The sequence below is a fragment of the Marinomonas sp. G8-14 genome (genome assembly GCF_055808935.1).
In genome coordinates this window covers 2205742-2231482 of record NZ_CM147891.1, presented here as the reverse complement: position 1 = coordinate 2231482, position 25741 = coordinate 2205742, and the positions used below count along the sequence as shown (strand labels likewise).

Below are 25741 nucleotides of genomic sequence, written 5' to 3'. Positions count from 1 at the left end.
TCGAATGGCGGTTAAATCGTCAAGCTCTGGTGCGCAAGGTCGAGATCGTTGGATACTGTCGTATGCCGATTTTATTACTTTGTTGTTTGCCTTTTTTGTTGCCTTGTATTCTATTTCATTGAAAAACTCAGGGGATGAACAGCGCCTAAAAGAGACACTTCAGGGTGTGTTTGATGCTGTACAAAAGTCAGTAAAGCCCATCAATATTGGCGAGCCTATTGTTGGCGAGCCTAAAGATATTGAAGTGATAGAGGCCAAACCGATTCCAGCTGCGCCACCCACGATTGAAGAAAATACGTCCTCAGCGGTTTATGCGCTTCTGAGTCAAGTGGTGGAAAACCAGTTTTCGGGATTGCATGCTTCCGGTCAAATTTCTGTTAGCGAATCTGCCGATTGGGTAAGCTTAGAGCTAAAATCTGGTTTGCTGTTTGGACAAGGAGAATACGATTTAACGAATGAAGCGGTTGCTTTGCTGATCTTAGTGGCGAATGTTCTAAAAGCTTACCCATCAGTAATACTAGTAGAGGGTAACACTGATGACTTGCCGGTTAATTCAAGGCGTTTAGTTTCGAATTGGCATTTGTCGAGTTTACGCTCTTCCTCCGTTGTGGATGAATTAGTTTACAGGGGCGTGGATCCAAAAATGATCGCGCCAATTGGTTTTTCAAGTGAACATCCTAAGGTAAGAAATACTAATGATTTTGCTCGTCAACAAAATCGTCGAGTCATTTTACGAATTAGTAAACGTGGGGCGGATAATCTACATGATTACTTGTTTCAATAGCGTATTACTGTATATGATTGCAAGGAATTCGTAAGCAAAATAATCGCATAGGGTAGCAGGGGAGTCAGAGTGCACATTTGGGCAGTGGCGAATCAAAAAGGTGGCGTTGGAAAAACGACCACAGTAGTGTCTTTGGCTGGATTGTTAGCAGACGCAGGCCATCGAGTGTTAATGATTGATCTAGATCCTCATGGATCCTTGACCAGTTATTTTCGCTTTGATCCAGACTCTATAGAAAAGAGTGCCTATAATCTCTTTCAAACACCTAACAAGATTCCAGCAGATCTGCCCGCTTCCTTGATTCTAGAAACTGGCCATCCAAATTTATCTTTATTACCAGCGTCTACGGCTTTAGCCACGCTAGAACGTCACGCACAAGCGCAGGGTGGGATGGGGCTGGTTGTCTCGAAAACTCTCGCGATTTTATGGGACCATTATGATTATGTGCTAATTGATAGCCCTCCAGTCCTTGGTGTGTTAATGATTAATGCGTTAGCGGCCTGTCAACAACTAGTAATACCCGTACAAACTGAGTTTTTGGCGATTAAAGGGTTAGAGAGAATGGTTAGAACTCTGACGATGATAAACCGTGCACGAAAAAGGCCGGTGCCATTTTTGATTGTTCCCACTTTATTTGACCGACGCACTCAGGCATCTAACAAAAGCCTGCGTAGCCTAAAAGACACTTATGAAGAGCTAGTGTGGCACTCTGTTATTCCTGTAGATACCAAATTAAGGGATGCGAGTACTGCTGGTATAGCGCCTTCTGCATTGGATCCTAATGCACGAGGAATAAAGGCTTACGCTAGCCTAATGGATTCTTTGCTGACCCCAGCGAGATAGTAATCGTTATGAAAGAAACAAAAAGTAAAGAACAAGCTCTTATTGGGCCGCAATTAGCAGTACAGCGTTATCTTGACGATTTGCTGCAGGAGGCGACGACTGAGCAAGCGGATGATCAAGAGGTTATTGAAGATCAATATACTGCTGAAGAGTTGGATGGATCTGAAGAGACAAAAGAAGATTTTGAAGAGCCAGAAGAACTAGAAGCTTTTGATGAGTCAGAAGAGGCACAAGGGGCAAAAGCTTCGGATTATGGATTAAGTGAAGGTGAGCTTTCGTCTTTAGATGCTTCATTCAAAGATTTTGAAGAAGCTATATCATCGCAAGTGAGTGGGTTGTCAGGCGCTGCTGAAGAAGCACATCTGCCTCAGTCAGAGCCAGAATTAGAACTAGAGACAGAATTAGAGCCAGAGCCAGAACCTGTTAAGAAGGTTTCTAGGACAGATCCTTTACCTTGGGCAACAGGTCGGTTTGAATGCCTACTTTTTTATGTTGGTGGATTAAAAATGGCGGTGCCCTTGGTTGAATTAGGTGGCATTTTCCAAAGTAGTAAGGATAAATTAACTTCTATATTTGGGCAGCCCAACTGGTTTATGGGAGTGGCAAATGTGGGGGAGTTTAATCTTAGAACCGTAGACACCGCGCTTTGGGTCATGCCTAATCATTATCAGGGTGAGATGAAAGAGAATTTTAAGTTTGTAATACAGCTTGATCGTTCTAATTGGGGTGTGGCGTGTGAACGTGTTGCTGAGGCGATCACGTTAGAGCCATCACAAGTTAAGTGGCGAAGTGATAGAAGTAAACGACCTTGGTTGGCAGGTACCGTGATTGACCATATGTGTGCCATACTTGATGTACAAGGTTTTATAGAATTGTTAGATGACCCAAATAATGGGTTTAGAAGAGCAGTAAAATAATTTTATTGATCATTTTTTGATCTTTGGAGACAGATAATGGCGACTAGCATAGCGTTAAAAAGCGGAAATCACACAGACGACCCTATGTTGCAATGGGTAACATTTCGCCTAGAGCATGAAATTTATGGTGTAAATGTCATGCAGGTGAAAGAGGTATTGCGCTATTCTGAGATTGCGCCTGTGCCTGGTGCGCCAAGTTTTGTCTTGGGTATTATTCACCTACGTGGCACCGTAGTGACGGTGATAGATACATGCCAGCGATTTGGTTTACCTTCTGGTGAGATTACAGATGCAACACGCATTATGATCCTTGAGGTAGAGGGTCATGTGATTGGTATTTTGGTGGATGCGGTGTCAGAAGTGGTGTATCTACGTCAGTCTGAAATTGAGCCTTCTCCTAGTGTTGGTAATGATGAATCCTCTAAGTTTATTCAAGGGGTTTGTCATAAGAACAATATCTTATTAATTCTAGTAGATCTTGATAAGCTTCTATCGGAAGATGAATGGTCTGAAGTTGGCACAATGTGAGTATTAAGGTAGTTGTACTAGATGGAATCTCAGTGGTTATTTAACCTTCTCCTGACGCTTCAGTTTGTGATCTTAATTGCTGTTGTCGTGTGGGCTTTTCGGTTGTCAAAGCAAGTAAAGCGAATGAAGCAGCAGCATACTGAAGCGGAGCTGAATCAAAAAAAACAGGTTCAGGTGCTCGCATCGGGATCGATTGGTATGGGACGGCGCTTGGTAGCTATTGAGAAAAAACTAAATCTAGCGGTGGAAAAGCAGTCTGAAATTTTGTCAAAAGAAGGCGGTGTTTCTTACAATCGCGCCATGGAACTTTTGGAAATGGGGGCAACGATTGATGACTTGGTGTCTAAGTGTGGTCTGATTCGAGCAGAGGCTGAGTTGATTAGCCTTTTGAAGCAAGAGTCACGAAGAAATTCAGATTACCACTGATGATCTCTGATTTTGTGCGCAAAGGCGATGACTTCTGCCACGGCTAAATATAACGACTCTGGTATTTCTTCGCCTAATTCCAAAGTGCTGAGCAATTCAACAAGCTCAGGACTTTGGTGCAGCAGAACGTTGTTTTCTTTGGCGACGGCCATTATTTTCTCTGCAAGCAAACCATTCCCTTTTGCCACCACGGTTGGTGCTGTGCTGAAGTCATATTTTAGAGCGACGGCTTTTTGCATTATGTCCTCACATCGATTAATGATTGAGTGTTGTTAATATGACTCTTTTCTTTTTCAAGTTTTGCTTGGAACGCTTCCAGTCTTTCGACTTCAATATCTTTGTCTTTTAATTGCTGTTTCAAACTAGGGATGTTCTGGCGTAATTTTTGTACGGTATCTGATTCTTCTGCCGCAAACAGTATTCCAACCTTGTTTGCTTGAACACTGGCTCTTGCATCAAAACGTCCTGTTTCTTCAAAATCAAATTTCAGTTTCACGAGCCAGCGTCTATCTTGTTTTGCTTGTTCTTCTGTTGCGGCGTCTTTGTCTATTTCCATTTGCACAAAGCTGGGTGTTTGACCGTTTTTGATCGGCAACTCTATGTGCAATGGATAGCTTGGACCATTAATCTGATTTTGATCTGAAACGTGCCGTAATTGATTGGTGGTTATTCGCTCAATGGCACTGGCAATGTGTTCGGTTGGAACGCCAGTAAGACGCAATGCTGCTGAGTTTTCTTGGGCGTCTTTTAGCTGCATTAGATTGAGTTTTAAATCGGCAGGTATTTGTGTCTTGCTATCATTCGCTAGCAAGGACTCTGAAAAAAGGCCGCTGGTCTGAATGGCCTGTTTCATGGCTTCTGGTGACGTGGTTAACGTTCCTAACGTGGGCATATTTTGCATCAATTGCTTGAGTGCTTGTTGTGTCTGTGGCGGTAAGTTAGCAGAGGATGTTTCGTTTAGCGCATGTAATTGTCTGACAAGTTGTGACATATCCCCAAAAGATAACTGCTTCGGTAGGCTGTGTTTAAGTGCTTCAACTTGAATGGAGTTAGGAGCCGGATGATTTTTTGCTGGCAGCACTTGCATATTGTTATTGGCATCGACCATGACGCGAACGACATCGCCTTTTTTTAACGGTGTTTGGCTCACAATGGGAAACTCGGTGTTACCATCTGAGACAGTGGCTAATATAGGTGAGGTGTGACTGGTAATCGTCGTGTTTGATGGCGACGTTACACTCGCCTGAATGTGTGGTGTAGCATTAGCCTGATAGGGAGTTGCTTGTAAGGGTGGTATTGGACCTTGGGCTTGAGTAGTCGTTGCACTGGGTGCCACGGCTGTCACGGTTAAGTTGACAACGCGTGAGGCCAGCATAAGGTTATCAGCTTGTCGGATTTGTGGAATGTTTGGGTTATTGGTGGCTATCTTACTTGTTTGAGTATCGAGGGGCATCGTTAGCGAGGCTTGCAGACCGTTGCTTTTATGTAATTTGGCATTCTGAATGTTGTTAACATCAATGGGAGTGCCTGTATTTACCAGGGTGAAGGGGTGTTGTGCGCTGGTTGCATGTAATAATTGTGCGGGTTTTCCTTGAAAATTAAGCGACTCACTGCCTTGAAACTTGATCAAACTGAGATTTTCTATGAGTTTGATTTCACTGCTTAATTTCGCAATGGTCCCCGTACTGCCTAATACATTGTTACCGCTGCTCGCCCCGTTGCTCTGCTTGCCTGAAGATGCATTAAGCATAGATTGGATGTCAGAGATCATGTAGCCTGCCTGTTGATTTACATAGCTGATTGATTTGTGCTTTTAGAAACGATTCTCATATAATGTTTAAACACTTTAGTATAGCTAAGCTGTATAGTAAAAACCGTGTCACACAAATAATGTTAACCTTTACCTACATATCGGCCGAATTGGAAATATCTTTTGCAATCTTTTGCTTCATTAACCATATCAGACCTTTGGATTGAACGTGCTGAAAGGGACTTGTGTAAAGGGCTTTCTTTTAGTGTCCAGTCTGGTGACGTCGTACGAATCCTAGGGGAAAATGGGGCGGGTAAGAGTTCTTTGTTAAAAGTCATCGTTGGCGCTCTTTCTCCTGAAGAAGGGCGGATAGCGTATTCGGGCGAAGATGTCACCTTAGACAGAAGTACATTGCAGCAAGATGCCCTCTATATTGGTCATTCGGTTGGTGTTAAACAACGGCTCAGTGTGGCTGAAAATATTCGTTGGTATTGCCCTGACGTTTGCACAAATGTTTTACACGAGGCATTAAAATCGCTGGAGCTTATCGATTACATGGATACACCGGTTAAAAAGCTGTCTGCCGGACAAACTCGTCGTGTTGCATTGGCGCGTTTATGGTTGAGCCAAAAAACACTTTGGCTGCTAGACGAACCCTTTGCTTCTTTGGACGTGAGAGGGGCTGAGCTGTTAGAAGAGCGTATTCGACAGCATGCTTTGGCAGGTGGGATGGTGCTATTAACAAGCCATCAGAATTTGCTGTCCCTCGCTTCCCGTGACGTGATGTTGTTGCCATGACGTATTCTTCTTTCTTAAAAGCTGAGTTTTTGGTGTTGTGGCGTCGCAAACAAGATGTCTTCAATGCTCTGTTGTTTTTTATTATTGTGGTTGTTCTATTTCCGATCGGTGTTAATTCGTCACCTGAATTTTTAGCCCCAGCAGCGGCTGGTATTATCTGGTGTGCCACGGTATTGGCTGTCTTAATGGCGTTAGAAAGCACATTCAAAGAAGATCATCGAGATGGCTCTTTGGAGCAGCTAGTCGTTAGCGGACTTTCTTTACCGTTATTGATCGTATTAAAAATCATCGCACAATGGTTGGTGGTTATGCTGCCCTTGCTTATCACGATGCCTTTGTTAGCGGAAATGCTGTACTTGCCAAGCTCCGGTTTTTGGGCGTTGATCGTCACCTTGTTGGTTGGCTCGCCGAGCTTATTTTTCATTGGCGTGATTGGTGGAGCATTAACGGTGTCGATAAAACAAGGTGCTATGTTGGTGATGTTGCTAATATTGCCGTTTTATTTGCCAGTGATTATTTTCTCGACGTTAGCGGTCAAAGCGGCGCAGGCAGGTTTGCCGTACTCTGGTTTCTTGGCGATGTTGTTGGCGATGTCTTTGTTGTCTTTAGTTATATCGCCTTTTATGACGGCGATTGCCGTCAAAGCGAGTGTGAACGCATGAACTGGGCATGGTTTCACAAATTGGGTTCGCCAAAGTGGTTTTATTCTTGGTCTAAAGCGTGGGCTTTACCTGTTTTCTGTTTTGGCTGTTTGTGTCTTGTAATTGGCTTAGTGTGGGGGCTGGCTTTTGCGCCCGCCGATTATCAGCAAGGCAACAGTTTTCGCATTATTTACATTCATGTGCCAGTGGCGATGTTGGCGCAATCTTGTTACTTGGCGATGGGGATTGCAGGTGTTGTTTTTCTTGTCTGGCAGATGAAAATGTCGCCCATTTTTATCAAGGCAATGGCGCCAGTTGGTGCCATTATGGCATTGATTGCTTTGGTGTCTGGGGCCATTTGGGGTAAGCCTACTTGGGGTACTTGGTGGGTTTGGGATGCTAGACTGACTTCTGTGTTGGTGCTGTTTTTGCTTTATATGGGCATTATTGCTTTGCAAAATACCATAGATGATGTGCTATTAGCCAACAAAGCCGCAGCGGTTATTAGTGTTGTTGGGCTAATTAACTTACCCATTATTAAATATTCCGTGGTGTTGTTAGAGACCTTACATCAAGGGCCGACGTTTACCTTGACGAAAAAGCCTGAAATGCCTGCAGAAATGTGGTTGCCGTTACTCTTTTCTGTCATTGGGTTGTACTGTTTTGTAGCTGGAGCTCGTTCTGTGGCGAATGCAGTCAGAAATATTGCTACGTGAACATAGGTCCAGTTGGGTCAAGCAAGAGGTAACAGAGAATGACCTTTGATAGTCTGTCAGCGTTTTTGATGATGGGAACCCACGGCGTGTATGTTTGGTCGGCTTATGGCTTCAGTACGTTGGCGTTAGCATGGTTGGTTTGGAGCACGTTGTCGACACGTCGAAAAACACACGACACCTTACGCAAACGTTTTAAAAGGAGCGTGTCTCGCTAATGCATCCGATCAGAAAAAAACGCTTACTCGTCATAACCATTCTTGTCTTGATACTGAGCGCTGTGGTGGGTTTGGTGATGTACGCCTTGCAACAAAATATCAATTTATTCTTCTCTCCGTCCCAGATCGTGATGGGAGAAGCCCCGCGAAATACCAATATTCGCGCAGGTGGCATGGTGGTAAAAGGCAGTGTAAAACGCCATTCTGATACCTTGGCGGTTGCGTTTGACGTGACCGATTTTCAGCACAAAGTGACCATTGAGTATCGTGGTATTCTGCCAGACTTATTTCGAGAGGGTCAGGGCATTGTGGCTTTGGGGAGATTGAACGAAGAGGGAGTATTTGAAGCAATCGAAGTGTTGGCAAAGCATGATGAGAAATACATGCCTCCTGAAGTATCAGAGGCATTGAAAAATGCCCAAAGTTCGATGGATGAGAATCATGCGCCCACGCAATCTACTTATTAATTTAGGCTGAATATGTTTCCTGAGATTGGTCAGTTTTCACTGATATTGTCGTTGTTTTTTGCCCTGTCGCTGGCTTTTTTGCCCTTAATTGGCTATCGGAAAGGCAATCGTTTCTTATTGCAAAGTGCGCAACCGCTTACTTTTATTATGTCGGCTTTGGTGTTGGTAAGCTTTGTTATCTTGAGCGCGTCTTTTTTGATGGACGATTTTTCGGTGCTGTATGTGAGTCAGAACTCGAATAGCCAGTTACCCGTTTGGTATAAGTTCAGTGCTTTGTGGGGCGGCCATGAAGGGTCATTATTGCTTTGGGTGCTGGTTTTGTCTGGCTGGTGCTCCGCGGTAGCGATAAAGGTACGAACCTTACCGGAAGATGTCGGTCCGGTTGTTTTGTCTGTGTTAGGCATGATCTGTGTTGGCTTTTTATCCTTTTTACTCTTTACCTCTTCGCCTTTTGCGCGTTTATTGCCAGATGTGCCTGCCGATGGCGGGGATCTGAATCCACTGCTGCAAGATTTTGGTCTGATTGTGCATCCGCCTGTTTTGTATATGGGGTATGTCGGTTTCTCTGTGGCCTTTGCCTTTGCTGTCGCGGCTTTGATTACGGGGAATTTAAATGCATCTTGGGCGCGTTGGGCAAGACCTTGGACGGCCGCAGCGTGGGCGTTTCTGACACTGGGCATTACTTTAGGCAGCTGGTGGGCTTATTACGAATTAGGCTGGGGTGGTTGGTGGTTTTGGGATCCTGTGGAAAACGCCTCTTTTATGCCTTGGTTGGCGGGAACGGCTTTGTTGCATTCTCTTGCGGTGACGGAAAAACGTGGTGTGTTTAAAAGCTGGACTGTCTTGCTGGCGATTTTTACGTTTAGCCTCTCCTTGCTTGGGGCATTTTTGGTTCGCTCCGGCGTCCTCACCTCGGTGCATTCTTTTGCTGCAGATCCTACGCGCGGCATGTTTATTCTTGCTTTGCTTGTGGTGTTTGTTGGCGGTAGTTTGTTGTTGTATGCCATCCGAGCGGCAGAGGTGCGTTCCAGTGTGTCTTTTGGTGCGACAGGACGAGAAGCCTGGTTGCTGCTCAATAACATCCTATTAACCGTTTTAACCTTAACGGTTTTATTGGGGACTTTATATCCCTTGATCTTTGATGCGTTAGGCTTGGGAAAAATTTCTGTTGGCGCGCCGTACTTCAACAGTGTCTTCACGCCGATTGCGTTGTTGCTGATAGTGTTTATGGCGGTTGGACCTCTTTCTAAATGGCATCATACGCCGTTTAATGTGTTTTTTAAGGTGTGTTCTGTTGCTGCCGTTGTCGCTGTTTTGTCGGCTAGTTTGGTGGTTTATTGTTATGAGTTTGGTTTTACCGTTTGGCTCAGTTTGGCGGTGGCATTTTGGGTGGTATGTTTATCCTTCTCTGATTGGTTTGGTAAGGTCTCTGCCGGAACGAAAGGCATTATTCCCCGTGCTCGACAATTGCCAAGAAATTACTACGGTATGTTATTGGCGCATCTTGGTATGGTCGTGACCTTGGTGGGCATTGTTTTGGTCAGTGTTAACAGTCAGGAATCTATGTTGCGATTATCCCCTGGGGACCGAGCAAGGGTAGCAGGTTATGAATTTCACTTTGACCAAATGGAGCAAGTAAAAGGGCCAAATTATGTGGCAAGCAAAGGGCAATTTACCGCTTATTATGCGAATAAAGTGGTTGCCGTGCTGCACCCGGAAAAGCGCTTTTTTACCACCCGCAAGCAGGTCATGACGGAAGCGGCTCTGGACGCGGGTTTTACGCGTGACTTATATGTTTCTTTAGGGGAAAGGTTGGATGACTCTGCCTGGGGCGTACGAATTTACGTGAAGTCTTTTGTACGCTGGATCTGGCTTGGTGGTTTGATGATGATGGCGGGTGGATTGTTGGCCGCATTGGATAAACGCTATCGAAAACGGACGCGAGGCTAACCATGCGTAAACTGTTATTTTTTATACCTCTGGCGGTTTTTTTGATACTTGGCGTGGTGCTTTATTTGCAGCTTGGTAAAGACACTCAATATATGCCTTCTGCTTTGGTTGGTAAAAAAGTGCCTGCCTTTACGTTGGTATCATTGCAAGACGATCAGGTGTATACCCATCAGGATTTGCCGACGGCGCCTTATTTGATTAATTTCTGGGGCACTTGGTGTCCTGCATGCCATGTTGAACACCCTTTTTTAATGGCATTGGCCGATTCTGGTGTGACAATTATTGGTATCGATTACAAAGATAAGAAAGACCTTGCGGAGCAATGGTTAGGACAAAAAGGGAACCCTTATCAAATCGTATTAATGGATGAAATGGGGCGCTTTGGTATGGATATGGGGGTGACAGGTGCGCCAGAGACTTTTGTGGTGGATGGCTCTGGGGTGGTGGTTTATCGACATCAAGGTGTGGTCAACGCCGAAAATTGGCCTGACATTAAAGGCTATATGAAATGAGGTGTATTAAGGGGATTTTTTTGCTCTGTGGAATGTGGCTGTCTTTGTCTGCGGTTGCTCAAGAAGAAATGACGTTTCGTACAGAGTTGAACAAAACACGTTATCAAAGTTTGGTCGAAGAGTTACGTTGTCCAAAATGTCAGAATCAAAATTTGGCTGATTCAGGCTCTGGCATTGCGGTGGATCTTCGTGAACAAGTCTACCAGATGATAGAGCAAGGCAAGACAGATCAAGAAATAGTGGATTACATGGTGGCCCGTTATGGTGAGTTTGTGTTGTATCGTCCGCAGCATTCAACGGCCACTTTTTTGCTTTGGTATGGTACTCTTTATTCTGCTAGGGATAGGGCTATTGGCTTTTATTTCTGTGGTGATGACGAATCGTAAACGACAAGGTCGAGGCTCTATGATAGCCGCGTATTTGGTGATGATCATACTGATTGTCTTAAGTCTGTTTTATCTGTTTAGTTCGATTGCGCATGGTTTGGCTAAGTACTCTGCAGAAGAAGATAAAAGCCGGCTGTCATTTTTTGAGGTGCGTCGAAAAGAAATCGCAGAAGAGGAAGAGGCTGGGCGATTGACCCCTGACGAGTCAGCGCAACTGTTAGTTGATGTTGATAGTGAAACAAACTCGATAGACAGTCAAAAAAAACCTTTGCTTCAGGCCAATGTCACCTTTGCCCGTTGGGTCATGCTTGGCGCGACCGCAATGACGGTACTCGGTAGTGTGAGTCTCTATCAATGGATTGGTTATGCGAAAGAAGTGGCTTTTACACAAGATTTGCACATGCAGCGGCTGAGTCCTCAAAAAATCACAGATTTCTTGCAATATCGCACTGAACGTTACGACAGAGCAGAAGATTGGTACTACTTAGCTACGGAGTATATGCGGGCTGAACAATATGCTATGGCGGTGGACGCGTTTGAAACAGCATTGGAAAAGTTGCCCAAAAATGCCGAAGGGCGTGTGGCTTTATTGGTGGAATACGCGCAGGCGATTTTTTATGCGAATGGGAATCAAAGTTCGCCTAAAATGCAGGCCGTGGTTAGTGCTATTTTGCAACAAGATCCAACCCAAGCTATTGCCCTGGATTTAAAGGGCGTGGCGGACTTTGCTCAACAAAACTATCTAGGTGCCATACTGTCATGGCAAGAAGCGATCCGCTACAGCGCCCATTCTAGAGAGCGTCTTGCCTTGTTGTCAGCCATTAACAAGGCAAGAGAATTGGGGCGTATTGACTATCAGCAAGTGGCGCCCATTATTACGGATCAGTTGGCCGTAAAAGTTGAATGGGATACCGCTCAGTACGAGTGGCACCAGGACGATGTATTATTAGTTTATGCGGTTTTAAATGGTCAGAAAATGCCGTTGGCGATCCAAAGAGTATTTCCTGAGGATTTGGAGCAACCAATTTTGTTAACGAACCTAGATGCAATGACGCCAACAGCCTCGTTGGCTCAAGTACAAACAGTGGATTTGGTGGTGAAATTATCAAATATTAATGACAATGATCTGACAAAAGGACGAATTATCGGTATAAAGCATAATCTACTGGTAAATAGTAGAGAGATTTTCGTAATCAAGGTGGCCTTGTAATTGAATCCTAAGGCGCTTCGTTTGATAATACAGTCAACTTTAATTGATGCTATTCGGAATGTGTAATGGAATTTAGCTTGCGTGAATGGCTAATCTTGATTGGGGTCGTCATCATTGTTGTGATCCTCATAGATGGATTTCGTCGATATAAAAAAGGTCAAGAGCATGCTCAAACAGGTGGTTATGCTGATGCCGATGAATCAAATGATGCATTGGTTAGACAACGAGCCACCATGGGATACGGGAAAATGTCGTCTAGAGTGAGTCGACCCGCCGCCGATCCTATTACCAATGCGTTTGAAAATGCTCGTAAAACGGCTAAGTCACCTTTAACCGAGGTTCCTCATAAGGTCGATTCGGGTCCAGAATTGGATAGGGGTGAGGACTTACATCTTGATGAGTTAGCGTCGTTAGTACCTGAACGAGATTTTGGGGACTCAGCTGTGTCTGAGCAAAATTACTCAGATGATGGCTTTTATGAGCACGATGATCTCAATCTTGATTACACGTCAGAGACACATCATCGCAGCGAATATGATAGCGATGAGGACTATGAGCGTAGTTATTCAGAAATAGATATTGATCAAATAACACCCAGTCATTTGGTGGATGACGTTGTCGATAAACAAGACAAAAGTATTGTTGAGATTGAAGAAGTCATCGTCATTAACGTGTTTGCTCCAGAAGGGCAAAGTTTTTCCGGAATAGAGCTGCTTCAACTTATTTTAAATTGCGGCATGCGCTATGGTGAAATGGATATCTTCCATCGTCATGAAGACGGATTTGATCGTGGTCGAATACAGTTTAGTATGGCGAATGCCATTGAGCCAGGCACCTTTAATTTAGAAACCATGGGGGAAAGTGATTGTCCTGGTGTGAGTTTCTTTATGGGTTTACCTGGGCCTAAAAATAGTATGAAGGCGTTCGATTTTATGCTGGAAACCGCTCAAGCCTTGGTGCGTAACCTAGGTGGTGAATTGCGCGATGAACGACGCTCACCAATGAGTGATCAAACCATCGCACATTGTCGACAACGAATACGTGATTTTGAGCGCCGTCGGTTAATGCGCAATAAGCAGTAAGACAAACCAAGGCCCCGAGGGGCCTTGTTTTTTTGCCGTTAATATTTAATACAAGTCAAAAGAAATCGAGTTAATTGATATATGAGCCAAGAGACAAACATGACGCATCAGCAGATGCTGGAGTTGATTCAGCAACTTAATGATTACAGCTATGCCTATCATGTAAAAGACGAACCCATCGTCCCTGATGCAGTATATGACCGTGATTATCGCCAGCTTCAGGATATAGAGGCCAAACACCCAGATTGGATTCAAGCAGATTCTCCCACTCAGCGTGTCGGTGAAAAGCCCGACAGTGGTTTTGCCAATGTCGCTCATACTGTGCCCATGTTGTCTTTGGACAATGCTTTCGACAATGAGTCCTTGTCAGATTTCGATCAGCGTATTCGTAAACTGCTCAAAGTGTCGTCTATTACCTATTGCTGTGAGCCTAAATTAGATGGCTTAGCGATTAGTTTGCGTTATGAAAACGGCCGTTTAGTAAGGGGGTGACCCGTGGTGATGGTTTGTCTGGTGAAGACATTACCTCAAATATTAAAACGATTTATTCCGTGCCACTGAAGTTACGCACGCAAACACCGCCTACTGTTCTAGAGGTGCGCGGTGAAATCTATATGCCGAAACAGGGCTTTGAAAAGCTCAATGCTTTAGCGATAGAGCAGGGGGAGAAAACCTTTGTTAACCCACGTAACGCGGCGGCAGGCAGTTTACGCCAACTTGATCCTAAGATTACTGCCACTCGTCCTTTAGTGATGTGTGCTTATTCGATTGGCTATGTGGAAGGTTGGGATCAGCCTAAAAGCCATTACGAGGGGTTGCTACAGTTGAACGAGTGGGGCTTTCGTACCAATGACCTGATGGCAAAAGCAGAAGGGGCACAAGGTTGTATTGATTATTACGAGATGCTGAATGAAAAGCGTGCTGATTTGTCATACGACATTGATGGTATTGTTTATAAAGTCGATCAAATCGCTCAGCAGAATCAATTGGGCTTTATTGCCCGTGCACCACGCTGGGCGATTGCTAGGAAGTTTCCTGCGCAAGAGGAAATGACCCGAGTACTCGGAGTGGACTTTCAAGTGGGTCGCACGGGAGCAATTACCCCGGTGGCACGATTAGAGCCAGTGTTTGTTGGCGGTGTAACGGTTTCTAATGCCACCTTGCACAATAAAGATGAGATAGCGCGATTGGGAGTCAAAGTGAACGATTATGTGATTGTTCATCGCGCTGGCGACGTGGGTGTCACCTTAAAAGCTAATGTTTCAAATAGGAAATCTGTCACTGATAGGTTGGTTGAACAACATTGCTCTAATTCCAAATATTTCGTAAATGCTTGTTCTGCTTTTGCTAGTTGAGGTGGTTTTAAATGGTAAATGTTTCTTTTACTAATGAGCAATTGTTAGTTCTCAATGATTGGAATGATAAAATTGATCCTCAGAAATTGGTTTGTTTATTTAATGAGCCAGAGTTAGAAGAGCAAGATTTAGTTTCAGTATTAGGTGCTGCCAATGCACTTTATAGGTCTGGTGCACCAGTTATCAGTGATAATCAATATGACCTTTACATTTCCATGTTAAGAAATATTAATCATCTTCATCCGTATTTAAATAAAGTAGAGCCAGAAGTACTAGCTGAAGCAAAGACTGTCGAATTACCGCAAAGGATGCTATCGACAGAAAAAGCTTATTCCATTAAAGATATTGAAAAGTGGCTCAAAAGAATTTCAAAAGCGGCTCAAGAAATTGAAGTGTCTGAACAAGATATACAAATACGTATTACGCCTAAGTTAGATGGGTACGCAGCATATGATGATGGAGAGACGCTTTACACCAGGGGGATGGTTTTAGAGGGCAAGACATCACGAGAGCTTTTAAGCGCGGCTTAAAAGTCGCTGCATCTGGTGGCCGTGGTTTAGGCCCAGGTGAAATAGTCATTAAGAAGAGTTACTTTGACGACGTGCTTAGTGAAATATTTGAGAATTCAAGAAATCTGCAAGCTGCGATTATTGCAGAAAAAAGTAGATGAGGACGTACAGAAAGCGATCAATGAAGGTGCTTGTGTCTTTTATCCATTTGCATTACTCCCGAATAAAGTCATTGGTTTTTCAGAAGTTATTGAAAACTTTGAAGTCATAATTGAAGAAATTTGGAATGCCGTTGATTTTGATATTGATGGCGTTATTTTAGAAACCACTCATGACGCTATTAAACAACGCATGGGTGCAACAAGACGTAATCATAGATGGCAGATTGCATTTAAAGTAAATGAAGAGTCTGTGGACGTTGAAGTAATTAATGTCATTCCTCAAACCTCAAGAACAGGCCGAATTTCACCTGTGGCGGAGTTGGTGCCAACAAGAATAAGTGGCGCAACGATCAGTCGAGTGACTGTGCATCATTACAATATGGTGAAAACTAATGGCGTTGGTCCTGGGGCCATTGTGCAAATCGTTAGAAGTGGTTTGGTGATACCAAAAATTGAAAAAGTCTTAAAGCCAGTAGAGGTAACATTACCAGAAACGTGCCCGAGCTGTCAGACGCCGCTTTTATGGGAATCAGACCATTTAATCTGTCCAAATAAAACGGATTGCCCAGCACAAACTGAAAATACCTTAATTCATTTTTTTAAAACCTTAGGGAATAATGACGGGTTCGGTCCAAAGGTGATTGAAAAACTCAGTAACTGTGGTATAAAACGCATACATGAGATATATGGCATTAAAGTCCATCAGTTTGTTATTTATGGATTTGGCGACAAAACGGCTCAGAACTTATCTGACCAATTGCAGGCTAGTCGAGAGATTGAAGTGGAAGATTGGCGTTTTCTTTCCGCTTTTGGTGTTAGTAGATTAGGAGGCGGAAATTGTGAGAAATTACTTAAGCATCACTCCATTACTGAGCTGTTTGACCTATCTGCCGAAGAGATGATCAAGATTGATGGTTTTGCTCAGGTTAGTGCAGACGCCATCGTAGAAGGGTTAGCGAACATTAAAAAAGAGTTTTTTAAAGTGTATGAACTCGGTTTTAATTTGTCTATCACTCCAAAAGAATCAGAGAATGAAAATTTAGACTCGCCAATTGCAGGAACTGTGATTGTTTTTACTGGTTCTATGCAACAAGGTTCCCGAGGAGACATGGAGAAACAAGCTAAATCTTTAGGTGCGAAAGTTGCTAAATCTGTAACAGGAAAAACTACTTATTTAGTGACCGGTGAAAAGGTTGGAGAGACAAAAATCAATGCGGCTATAGATAAAGGTGTTAAAGTGCTTTCAGAACAAGAGTACTTAGATCTGATAGGTTAAATGTCGCTAATAAAGAAATTAATATATATTTACCATGTGAAAATTGGTGTTACATGCATAATAGAATAATTGATTCTGCAGATCTATTCTAATGTATGTAGATGAATTACGTTTGTTGATGAGCTTCCGAATTTCACTAGCACACAATAGTGTCTAAACCATTTATAAAGATAGGAGATCGAGATATGGTAAATCATTTTCATAGCCTGCTTGCAAGCAAAACTAAACCCTCTTTGTTAAGTAACTTGAATTTGACCAAAAACGAAGAGGATGTTTTGGTTCTTGCTGCGAAAGATATTAGAAAAGCGATCATTTCTGGATTTAAAGATATTCGCGAAAAGTTCAAAAGAGAAAAAATTGAGATAGAAGTTCCAAGACCAAAATTTGCTATTCAGGGTTCATTTGCATATGGAACTTTAAACGATCCAGCGAATCCACCGGAGCAACAAGTTGATATTGATCTAGGTATGTATTTGCCATTTTCAGCGCTAGGTAATGGGCAAGAACCAAAAACGGCAACTACATTTTACTTCAACTCTGTTACATCGATTCTCAATGCTTTTATACAATCTAATAATAATGGTTGGCAAATACTTTCAGGTGAGAAAGAAAAAGATACTTGTGTCAGGGTGATAGTGAATAACAAATCACATATTGATATTCCTTTGTTTGCAGTACCAGAGAGTGAATTTAACAATGTGATTGAAGATAGGCAATTGACGGAGGCAAAATTAGAAGTTGCATTACTTACTATTGATGAAGAACTTGATATGGAATCTTATCAAGTTAAAGCAGTTGACCCAAATGTAATCCATATGGCTCACAGAAAAGATGGATGGTTGCCATCAGATGCCTTAGTGGTAAGTAGGTGGATTACACATCAGTTCAATTTAAAAGGTCCAATGATCCGCCCAGTTAATAGGTTTCTTAAAGCGTGGCGTGATATCGAATGGCCTGATGGCGATGGTCCAAGTTCTATATTTTTGCTTCTACACAGTATAAAAAGCTATCCTGATAATTCCAACGGAATGAATCATTGTCAGGTATTCAAAGAGGTTGTCGATAGACTTCCGCAAGTCTTTGATAGTCCGTTGTTAATACCTTGTCCAACCTCTTCTGATAAAAATAATAAAAATGACCTGCGAACTTCTATATCTGATGAAAATAAGCACATTTACAAACAAAAGTTCGAAAGTTTTACTAGGCAATATAATCTAGCTAAAAATACAAATCCTCCTGAAGCCAACAATATACTTATAGATTTGTTTGGAGAGAGATTTCCTCGAGATCCATCTCGGATTGTTGTTAATGATGAGCCAGATAATAAGGTTCGAGAAATTACAGGCACTGAACCAGAAATTCATCCACTTCGTACAACAGAGAGAAGCACCTCAGGTTAAACATGGAAGGAATAGAGCGATATCTTAATTCTCAAAAATTTTATGCTTTTCAAGCTGTTGGAACACCTGAAAAGCCTTGTTTTGAGGGGTGTATCAATGTTGGGGGTTGGAGGCTTCAACTGGAACTTCGATTTCACGAAGGAAAATACGATTTCCCAAAAGCCTACTTAAGTGAATGGATGTTTAGCCCAGAGCTTCGCCAAGTATTCGGTTTTCGACATATAAATACAAATGGGCATGTTTGTTATGTTGATGAAAGTCGAGTTTGGTGGGATTCAAGTATGGCTGTTGAATTGGTAGCCGGTCTATTAGAAGACATTAAAACTCTGTTACATGAAAACCTGTTAGCCGCCTCTGAGGATGATGTAATTGCACGTGATTTTTTGGGCTATTGGGATGGGGAAGAGAGTCTATATGTCGGTACTAGCCCACAAAATTTTATGGAATTTAGGCTTTTTTCACAACGACATAGTAGAAATCAATGGCTTTTCGAAAAAGATCAAACGCCATGGATTGATTTCGAAGAAAATGACATCAATGTTAAATGGTTTGCTTTTCGTTTACCTTCACCACCCTCAAATCTAAGTGAAACTGATTGGCCTCCAACTACTATTGGTCAAGCATTAACCTGGATTGAGAATAATACAGCAGGAGCGGTTCATAATTTCCTAAATAAAATAGGTATGAAATTATTTTCCAAAGGAAAAAAAGATGCTAAGTTTGGTACTGAAATTGGCATAATACTTACTTGGCCACGAGAGAATGGAGTCACTGAAATTGGTGCTGGCCTTAGTTTTAAGATTTCATCGACAATAACTAATGCGCTAATTCAACATCGATTTAATAACGCAACGTTCATGTTAAGAAACAGTAAGGCTGAGATTAAAAGGTTTTCTCTAAACCAAGCTGATCCAAAATATATTCAAGAAAGAAATATCATCAACTCTACGCCAACCCTTAAGGATAAAACGATTATACTGGTTGGGGCTGGAACAATAGGAGGATATCTATCGAAGCTTTTGTGTGCTCATGGAGCTGGTTGGGGGCGTTCAGGTAAGCTACTAGTAATCGATCCTGATATTTTAAGTATAGAGAATATAGGGCGACATTTGTTGGGAGCAGATAGCCTTGGTCTTTATAAAGCTGAAGCCTTAAGTTATCGGTTGAAAATGGATTTCCCTCATCTTCAAATAAATTCATATGCACAGTCAATTACTGAGTCTTGGAAGTTATTTTCAAATGATTGTATTGTTGTCGACGCCACTGGTTCACAAACAGTAAGTATTGCTATTCCCGATTACCTTAAACGACAAAATCTAACTCCGGTCTTACTACACAGTTGGGTGCATGGACACGGAGCAGCTACTGTAGCTTTTTTGAACAATCGAAAAGAGCGTTCTTCAGCTTGCTTTCGCTGTTTATGGCAGATAAAGCAAAACAAGTACTCCCCCCGATTTCCAATAAGCAAAGGGTTTATAGAGGACACTCCAAATTTTGTCGGCTGCCATCAAAGCTATCATGCATACGCCTCGACAGTGTCAATGATCGCAGCAACTCAGGCAATGGAGTTACTGCACGATTACCTTTCCAACACAGTTGATAATACTTTGCGATTTAATATTATTCGTCACGATCAATGTGAAAAACGCCCAAATACTACTCCAGATAAAAGTATAAGTTGCCCAATATGCAATCGTTAAATCGTTTTGTTCTTCATGGTGGCCGACTATGGAGTATGAATAATGGTGGATACGTATATATTGATCAAAAGGTGCTTGAAACAATCGATCAATATCGACAGATTGAAACCAAAGTGCCTGAATCTGGGGGATTTTTATGTGGTTATTATAAAGGGGTTAACTTGCATGTTATAGATTTAACTGTTCCGCAACCGAAAGATATTCAAAGACGCTGTGCTTTTCAACGGCTAGATCCAAAACATGTTGATCAAGCAAGAGACTTGTACATAAACTCAGGAGGGAAAATAAACTGTCTTGGTGAGTGGCACACACATCCAGAAAAAAATCCAACACCTTCTTATATTGATAGACAAGGCTGGAATATTTTTAATAGGAATCGACCCACTCAACCTGCAATCTTCCTTATTGCTGGCACGCAAGAAGTTTGGATTGGGGCAGTTAAATACTAATACTTATGTAAATGGTTAAATACTTCATAGCTTTATTCGATTGATTTCTTCATTTTTACATTTTGAGATAGTTTGATATTAAGAAAGAGATAGCTTATTTATTATGTTTTAAAAAGTGTTTTTCAATTTTTTTGGAGGTAGGTATGTGGAAGGTTTTTCCAAAATTTGGAATTGCAAAGGGCTTGATGTTTATTATCTGTAGTCTAGTCACTATAGGTGTAGTATGGATTACAAGAGGCTGGTCTGGCGTTGCTGATTTTTTCAACGGAGATGGTCTTGATATAGTTACACGCTTAACACTACCTATACTAATTGTATTTATAGCCTTTACCTGGTTTATGGGAACATATGTATGGAGAGCTATATGGAAAATACCGTATCTTGGCTCTACATTGCTTAATCAAAAGGTATGTCCAGATTTAAATGGCACTTGGGTTGGAGAAACAGTTTCAACTTTTAAAGATGATGAGGGCAACCCCTACAAAAAAATGGTTACATTAGTCGCTAAGGCGTCATTTTTTAACTTTGATATTAAGTTGGTTTCTCTTGATAAATATCAGCGCAGTACTGTTGTTCAGAGCGAGATTTATAAAGATCAAAGAAATGGTTCTTTTTATCTTAGCTATATCTTTGAATCAGTTGTAGATCAGCCAGTTGAAACTGATGACTCAAAGTTCGATGGTGCCGCAAAATTGCATGTGCGATTTGATGACAACCAAATTACTTTAGTTGGTGTCTACTGGACAAATAGGTGTTGGCAGAAAGGTATGCAGACAGCTGGTACGATAATTTTGGTTAAAAAATGATCTTTTTTTATGGCGTTTTAGCTTATAAATTGCTTCGTTTAGAAGCATGTTCCTAAAATTTTAAATTTGCAAACAGGGCTTTAAGCGCTCGCTTACCTATTAAGGATAACATATAACACAGCCTATTTTTTCGAAATTAATAATGTGAAATTTACCAAAAGCTATCGTTAACTGTGTGCCAGTATTTCTAATAATTCGTATGGAGACGTATCAATGTCAGAATCAAAAGTACCTAGAGGAATAAAGCTTCGATTTGTCGAGATTAGTAATTTCCGTAGACTTGGCAAAGTCCAGTTGAACATTGATCAAAAAACCACAATATTGGTCGGTGCGAATAATAGCGGAAAGACTTCAATTCTTGCGGCGCTTCGTCATTTTCTTGCAGGTGGGTCTCCCTTCAGTGCTTTTGACATAAGCATATCACAGTGGTCAAAGATACGGGCTCTTGGCAAAATTTGGGAAGCGCTGTCAGAAGATCCTTCAACAGTTGCCGAGTCAGAAGAATGGAAAGAGCACCTCCGTATACTGCTTGATACAATGCCAGTGTTAGACCTTTGGTTCGATGCAGATGTTGGAATGTATCATTACGTAGCTCCATTTCTTTCTAAATTCAGCTGGAAAGGAGGCGCTGTAGGTGTTCGCCTGCGACTAGAGCCAGTAACAAGTATAGAAGAGCTACAGCAGTTGGCATGGGCTTACTGTAATGCACGTTCACCGATAAAGGATATGGGGGAAGACTCATTAGCATGGCCCATCGACCTTCTTGATTTCTGGCTGCGTGAGCCTTTAAAACTTGGTCAAGTACGCGCATACAAGCTAGACTCCGACAATAATCCTATTACTGAATTGCCTCTCTATGAGACACAGACATTAGATGCCGATACTATTCCAATTGAGCGTAAGCACTTATCAAGGTTGATCCGTGTTGATTTTATTGCTGCTCAGCGAGGACTTGGAAGTGAAGAAGCCGACTCACGGTCTGCCTCAGGGCCGCACCAAGTAGGTATGTTTTCAAACCAACTAATTAAGTTTGCCCGACAACACTTAAACGTTGCTAGCTCAGGACATGGTCAGCGTGTAGACCTTATCAAGGCTGTGGCATTGGCTCAGAAAGAATTAGATAATAAGATTCATGCAGCCATCGCTGACTCTGTTGAGGAAGTGAAAGATCTCGGCTATCCAGGTTTGCATGATCCCCAAGAGATTCGCTTCCGTACTCGTATACAGACAGCTGATTTGCTTGATCATGGGACAGCAGTCCAGTACAGCATGCTAAAAGAGTCAAGTGACGAGCTCTTACCTGAACATTCTATCGGGCTAGGTTACCAGAATCTTCAATCACTTAGCTATCAGCTAGTTTCTTTTAGAGCTGCTCGGCTCAATCCTGAAAAAGGGTCTCCTGTCGCTGTTCACATAGTTATGATTGAGGAGCCTGAGGCGCACCTCCATGTTCAGGTGCAGCGTATATTTCCGAGCAACGCGCATAAATTAATCAGCCCTACAGAAAAAGAAGCCTTGAGCCTAAAAAGTCAATTAATCATAAGTACTCATTCAAGCCATTTAGCTCATGCAGAAAATTTTGATAGGCTCCGATATATTCGCCGTACAGCCAAGAGCGCTGATATACCTATGCCGTCGACAGAGGTTATTAACCTCGCCGATGTGTTTGGTGATGACAAGAAGACACGCCAGTTTGCTGAACGCTATTTCCGTGTACAACACACGGACTTGTTGTTTGCCAACGCAGCTATTTTTGTTGAGGGTGTTGCAGAACGAATGCTGGTACCACTCTTCATTGAACGTGACTTCAAAGAGCTGAACGGTCGTTATGTGTCCTTTCTGGATATTGGCGGGAGCCATGCCCACCGACTCAAACCACTTATCGAAAAGCTTCGTATCCCTACAGTTATCATTACAGACATTGACCCGTCCAAAGAAAAAGAAGGCAAGCCCAAGAAAAATGATGAACCAACTATAAAACTCGTCGCAGTTGCAAACACTGGGCAAACTGGGCTTCAGTGCGGTAACCAAACCTTGCGTGGCTGGCACCCTAAACTAAAACAACTCGACGATTTCAAGTCTCCGACAAACGCTCAGTTGGTGTGGAGTGAAATTGAAGATTGCCCAGTGCGTTTCGCTTGGCAGTTACCTATCACAGAAGCTGATAACAGCTGGCCTAGCACATTTGAAGATTCGCTGATCCTGACGAATTTATCTTGGTTCAAAAGTCTAATGGATGAAAAGCTAGATGAGAATGGAATGGAGATTGATACGCCTAAAGGGGCTCTTGGCTCTGTTGCAAAAAGAGCTGCTAAAGCTGCAAGCTCTAAAGATCTTCTAATTGAGCTTCACAGCCTTATGCACAGCTCTTTTAACAAAGGTGACTTCTCTGCCAGCATCTTTGAGTTAGTGTCCTCAGGTGAGGATATCGAGTGTCCTAGGTACATTACTGATGCCTTAGCTTGGTTGCAAGCAGAACTTGAACCAAGAAAAGGAGCTATGTAATGAGCATACATACAACTGTTGATGACAATGATCGTGATGCTGGAGTTGTTGATGAAATTTGCGGCTATCTAACTGGGGAGCCTCCCCGAAGCTACTTTCTTTTTGCGGGGGCAGGTTCTGGGAAGACTCGAACTCTAATAGAGGTACTTCGTCGTGTGACAGGAGTTGTGAAACACGAAAAAGGGGAGCTGCTGGCTAGACGTTTGCGTATGTACTGGCGCTCAATACGAGTGATCACTTATACGAAAAACGCTGTAGCTGTTATTAATGGGCGACTAGGAGATAATGACTTAGTAAGAGTATCCACCATTCATGCATTTTGTTGGGAGCTTATCAGTGGGTTCAATGATGATATTCGAACCGCTCTAATTTCAATAAAAGAAGCTCAGCTTGAAAAGGAGACGACGGAAGCGCTTGCAAAGCCGCGTGGTATTACTCAAGCAAAACAGCGTGATCTGGATGAAATAAAAGAGGCAATACAGGCATTTAGAGAAACTGATGTATTTATTTATCATCCAGACCGCGAGACGTATGGTCATGGTGCACTTGCCCATAATCACGTTATTGACGTAGCTGCTTGGCTTTTAAAAAATAGACCTACCCTCTACATGATCCTCAAAGACCGATATCCTATCGTACTTATTGATGAGTCTCAGGATACAATGAAGGGCATATTGGATACCTTGATAGGTCTCTCAGAGTCTAGTGAAAGTAACTTAATTATTGGTCTACTCGGTGACCACAGACAGCGAATCTATTCAGGTGGGCATTCCGATCTTCCGAGCTTAGTTCCTGATAGCTGGGCGACGCCGGAGCTGCAAATGAATCATCGTAGCCAACGTCGAATTGTGGACTTAATCAATACAATATGGGGAGCAAAGCTCGAGGGTCGAACTCAACCTGCGAATGGTATAAAACAGCATTCAAGAACTGATAAGTCAGACGGTCTTGTTCGAATTTACGTAGGTGATACAAAACTCTCACCAGAAGATAAAGCTCTCGGTGAACTTTGGTGCGCAGATCAAATGTGGAAGGAAAGCCGATCTGAAGCCTGGTCTCTAAGAGAATTTCAGGTGCTCGCACTTGAACATAAGCTTCTCGCAATGCGTGGTTCTTTTCTTAATGTTTTTAGTGCCATGACTTTACTAGATTTCAACGCTGCTGCACCTAGTGGGAGCGGCGAGAATAAAGGGCCTGCTGTAATACAAATATTATTAAATGAGCTTGCTGATTTAGAAGCATGTTTTGATTCCAATGGCTTCCTTGATGAGTTTAAAGTCACCGAGGTCTTTAGGCGTTACGGTTGCCTTGATGATATGCCCGAAGACTCTTTAGCGCGATCAATCCGTGTCGAAGAAATGCTTCAAGCTATTGAAACTTTCGCGGCCATTTGTGCCAACCCCATTGCGACAGTTGGAGAGGTACTTGAACCGATTTTGAAGGCAAGGTTGTTTAGCATTGATAATCGCTTAATAGTGGGGCACGCGGATAAGTCACCCTCACCTCCTGTGCCCGGTAGAGGTGAAGAAGAGTCTAAGCAAAATAGGTTACGCCGTGGCTTATGTGTACTATTCTCCTCACCTTGGAATCAGTTACAAAAGTACCGCTCATATCTCGCTGGACGCTCAATGCTTGCAACTCATCAGGTAGTCAAGGGCTCTGAATTTTCCCATGTAATGGTTGTGATGGATGATAAGTTGGCGGGAAGTCACATGTTTTCGTATGACAAAATTTTTGGTGGCGTGGAACTCAGTAAGAGCGATACCAAAAACATAGAAGAAGGTAAAGAAACGACCATAGATCGAACTCTTCGCCTGCTTTACGTTACCTGTAGTAGAGCTGAGGAGTCACTTGCTCTTGTGCTTTGGTCCTCAAACCCAAAGACATCCATTGAACGAATCAAGAGCAGTGGTTGGTTCGAAGATAGAGAAATTGAGGCAATAAAGCTGCACGAGTCTTAGTTTAAACAAAGCTTTTCTTTAGAATTGTTTATTCAATATATTTCTTTTCTCTCAGCCAATACAAAGTTTCATCTTGTAGAGAATTACTATAATCTTCGAATGAGCAAATATGTGTAAGTGAGTTAATAAGGGTTTTATTCTTACTATCAAGTTTAATTGCGATGTCTAGCATGCTAACGCTATAAGAGCTGTTGCATGCAGATGCTAAAGCTTGAGCAATTAAACTACTTGAATCACTATGTGGCTGCTCAACTAAAACTAACTTAATTTTTTCAAAAAGTTCCTGCATTGTATTCATTAGTCTTCCTCTTAGAGAATTAATTTTGTTTATTAATTAAACAATAGTAAAAGAATTAAAAATCACAAGGAAATATTGAAATGGACTTCCATTTAT

The 25741-nt window shown here is 42.4% G+C and carries 26 protein-coding genes and 1 pseudogene; 24 read left to right on the top strand and 3 right to left on the bottom strand.

Annotation, left to right across the window (positions count from 1 at the left end; all coding sequences use genetic code 11):
- The first annotated feature begins 4 nt into the window (after window positions 1–4).
- From AC0L6V_RS11505 to AC0L6V_RS11485, 5 genes are all read left to right on the top strand, one after another.
- Window positions 5–784 (top strand): OmpA family protein, encoded by a 780-nt coding sequence (locus AC0L6V_RS11505; protein WP_418139043.1) that lies wholly within the window; start codon window positions 5–7, stop codon window positions 782–784.
- 69 nt (window positions 785–853) lie between these two features.
- Entirely contained in the window at window positions 854–1627 is a 774-nt protein-coding gene (locus AC0L6V_RS11500; RefSeq protein WP_265218575.1) for a ParA family protein, read from the top strand.
- An 8-nt stretch (window positions 1628–1635) separates the two neighbouring features.
- Complete coding sequence (locus AC0L6V_RS11495; protein ID WP_265218576.1) at window positions 1636–2544, top strand: chemotaxis protein CheW; 909 nt, start codon at window positions 1636–1638, stop codon at window positions 2542–2544.
- A 36-nt stretch (window positions 2545–2580) separates the two neighbouring features.
- On the top strand, window positions 2581–3072 hold the full coding sequence (locus AC0L6V_RS11490; protein WP_265218578.1) for a chemotaxis protein CheW: 492 nt from the start codon (window positions 2581–2583) through the stop codon (window positions 3070–3072).
- Window positions 3073–3093: 21 nt separating this feature from the next.
- Complete coding sequence (locus AC0L6V_RS11485) at window positions 3094–3498, top strand: DUF2802 domain-containing protein (protein ID WP_111605375.1); 405 nt, start codon at window positions 3094–3096, stop codon at window positions 3496–3498.
- On the opposite strand, the gene AC0L6V_RS11480 is transcribed toward AC0L6V_RS11485, so the two are convergent.
- Window positions 3489–3737 (bottom strand): EscU/YscU/HrcU family type III secretion system export apparatus switch protein, encoded by a 249-nt coding sequence (locus AC0L6V_RS11480; protein WP_265218580.1) that lies wholly within the window; start codon window positions 3735–3737, stop codon window positions 3489–3491. The genes AC0L6V_RS11485 and AC0L6V_RS11480 overlap by 10 nt on opposite strands.
- Window positions 3737–5269 (bottom strand): flagellar hook-length control protein FliK, encoded by a 1533-nt coding sequence (gene fliK, locus AC0L6V_RS11475; protein WP_409419826.1) that lies wholly within the window; start codon window positions 5267–5269, stop codon window positions 3737–3739. Before fliK ends, AC0L6V_RS11480 begins: the two co-directional genes overlap by 1 nt.
- 162 nt (window positions 5270–5431) lie before the next feature.
- Here fliK and ccmA point away from each other — a divergent pair, with 162 nt between their 5' ends.
- The 19 genes and pseudogenes from ccmA to AC0L6V_RS11380 all read left to right on the top strand — a co-directional run bounded on the left by ccmA (window position 5432) and on the right by AC0L6V_RS11380 (window position 25347).
- Window positions 5432–6046 (top strand): cytochrome c biogenesis heme-transporting ATPase CcmA, encoded by a 615-nt coding sequence (ccmA, locus tag AC0L6V_RS11470; protein WP_265218583.1) that lies wholly within the window; start codon window positions 5432–5434, stop codon window positions 6044–6046.
- On the top strand, window positions 6043–6708 hold the full coding sequence (ccmB, locus tag AC0L6V_RS11465) for a heme exporter protein CcmB (RefSeq protein WP_265218584.1): 666 nt from the start codon (window positions 6043–6045) through the stop codon (window positions 6706–6708). Before ccmA ends, ccmB begins: the two co-directional genes overlap by 4 nt.
- Window positions 6705–7403, top strand: a complete 699-nt coding sequence (locus AC0L6V_RS11460) for a heme ABC transporter permease (protein WP_418139042.1) — start codon at window positions 6705–6707, stop codon at window positions 7401–7403. The genes ccmB and AC0L6V_RS11460 overlap by 4 nt, the downstream gene beginning before the upstream one ends.
- A 38-nt stretch (window positions 7404–7441) precedes the next feature.
- Window positions 7442–7618 carry a heme exporter protein CcmD gene (gene ccmD / locus AC0L6V_RS11455; RefSeq protein ID WP_265218586.1) on the top strand — a complete coding sequence of 59 codons (177 nt, stop codon included), beginning with the start codon at window positions 7442–7444 and terminating at the stop codon, window positions 7616–7618.
- Window positions 7618–8085 carry a cytochrome c maturation protein CcmE gene (ccmE, locus tag AC0L6V_RS11450; protein WP_265218588.1) on the top strand — a complete coding sequence of 156 codons (468 nt, stop codon included), beginning with the start codon at window positions 7618–7620 and terminating at the stop codon, window positions 8083–8085. Before ccmD ends, ccmE begins: the two co-directional genes overlap by 1 nt.
- Window positions 8086–8097: 12 nt before the next feature.
- The gene (locus AC0L6V_RS11445) at window positions 8098–10035 is read left to right on the top strand and encodes a heme lyase CcmF/NrfE family subunit (protein ID WP_265218590.1); all 1938 of its coding nucleotides are present in this window, start codon (window positions 8098–8100) and stop codon (window positions 10033–10035) included.
- Window positions 10036–10037: 2 nt separating this feature from the next.
- Window positions 10038–10547, top strand: coding sequence for a DsbE family thiol:disulfide interchange protein (locus AC0L6V_RS11440; RefSeq protein WP_265218591.1), 510 nt, complete (start codon window positions 10038–10040; stop codon window positions 10545–10547).
- 20 nt (window positions 10548–10567) lie between these two features.
- Window positions 10568–10933 carry a cytochrome c-type biogenesis protein gene (locus AC0L6V_RS11435; RefSeq protein ID WP_418139041.1) on the top strand — a complete coding sequence of 122 codons (366 nt, stop codon included), beginning with the start codon at window positions 10568–10570 and terminating at the stop codon, window positions 10931–10933.
- Entirely contained in the window at window positions 10899–12143 is a 1245-nt protein-coding gene (locus AC0L6V_RS11430) for a tetratricopeptide repeat protein (protein ID WP_418139040.1), read from the top strand. The genes AC0L6V_RS11435 and AC0L6V_RS11430 overlap by 35 nt, the downstream gene beginning before the upstream one ends.
- A gap of 65 nt (window positions 12144–12208) precedes the next feature.
- Entirely contained in the window at window positions 12209–13225 is a 1017-nt protein-coding gene (zipA, locus tag AC0L6V_RS11425; protein ID WP_265218597.1) for a cell division protein ZipA, read from the top strand.
- 99 nt (window positions 13226–13324) lie between these two features.
- Window positions 13325–14463, top strand: a pseudogene (gene ligA, locus AC0L6V_RS11420) (NAD-dependent DNA ligase LigA); the annotation flags it as partial.
- Between the two features lie 128 nt (window positions 14464–14591).
- Entirely contained in the window at window positions 14592–15110 is a 519-nt protein-coding gene (locus AC0L6V_RS11415) for a hypothetical protein (RefSeq protein WP_418139039.1), read from the top strand.
- 87 nt (window positions 15111–15197) lie between these two features.
- Window positions 15198–16526, top strand: coding sequence for a BRCT domain-containing protein (locus tag AC0L6V_RS11410; RefSeq protein WP_418139038.1), 1329 nt, complete (start codon window positions 15198–15200; stop codon window positions 16524–16526).
- A gap of 185 nt (window positions 16527–16711) precedes the next feature.
- On the top strand, window positions 16712–17926 hold the full coding sequence (locus AC0L6V_RS11405) for a CBASS cGAMP synthase (RefSeq protein ID WP_265218600.1): 1215 nt from the start codon (window positions 16712–16714) through the stop codon (window positions 17924–17926).
- 2 nt (window positions 17927–17928) lie between these two features.
- Window positions 17929–19626, top strand: coding sequence for a ThiF family adenylyltransferase (locus AC0L6V_RS11400; RefSeq protein ID WP_418139037.1), 1698 nt, complete (start codon window positions 17929–17931; stop codon window positions 19624–19626).
- Window positions 19614–20075, top strand: a complete 462-nt coding sequence (locus tag AC0L6V_RS11395) for a Mov34/MPN/PAD-1 family protein (protein ID WP_265218605.1) — start codon at window positions 19614–19616, stop codon at window positions 20073–20075. The genes AC0L6V_RS11400 and AC0L6V_RS11395 overlap by 13 nt, the downstream gene beginning before the upstream one ends.
- Window positions 20076–20218: 143 nt before the next feature.
- Window positions 20219–20881, top strand: a complete 663-nt coding sequence (locus tag AC0L6V_RS11390; protein ID WP_265218606.1) for a hypothetical protein — start codon at window positions 20219–20221, stop codon at window positions 20879–20881.
- A gap of 213 nt (window positions 20882–21094) precedes the next feature.
- On the top strand, window positions 21095–23386 hold the full coding sequence (locus AC0L6V_RS11385) for an AAA family ATPase (protein ID WP_409419821.1): 2292 nt from the start codon (window positions 21095–21097) through the stop codon (window positions 23384–23386).
- A complete protein-coding gene (locus AC0L6V_RS11380; protein WP_265218609.1) occupies window positions 23386–25347 on the top strand; it encodes a UvrD-helicase domain-containing protein in 1962 nt (653 codons plus the stop codon). The genes AC0L6V_RS11385 and AC0L6V_RS11380 overlap by 1 nt, the downstream gene beginning before the upstream one ends.
- A 28-nt stretch (window positions 25348–25375) precedes the next feature.
- Here the strand turns inward: AC0L6V_RS11380 and AC0L6V_RS11375 are convergent, their stop codons facing one another.
- On the bottom strand, window positions 25376–25645 hold the full coding sequence (locus AC0L6V_RS11375) for a hypothetical protein (RefSeq protein WP_265218610.1): 270 nt from the start codon (window positions 25643–25645) through the stop codon (window positions 25376–25378).
- Window positions 25646–25741: the final 96 nt, after the last annotated feature.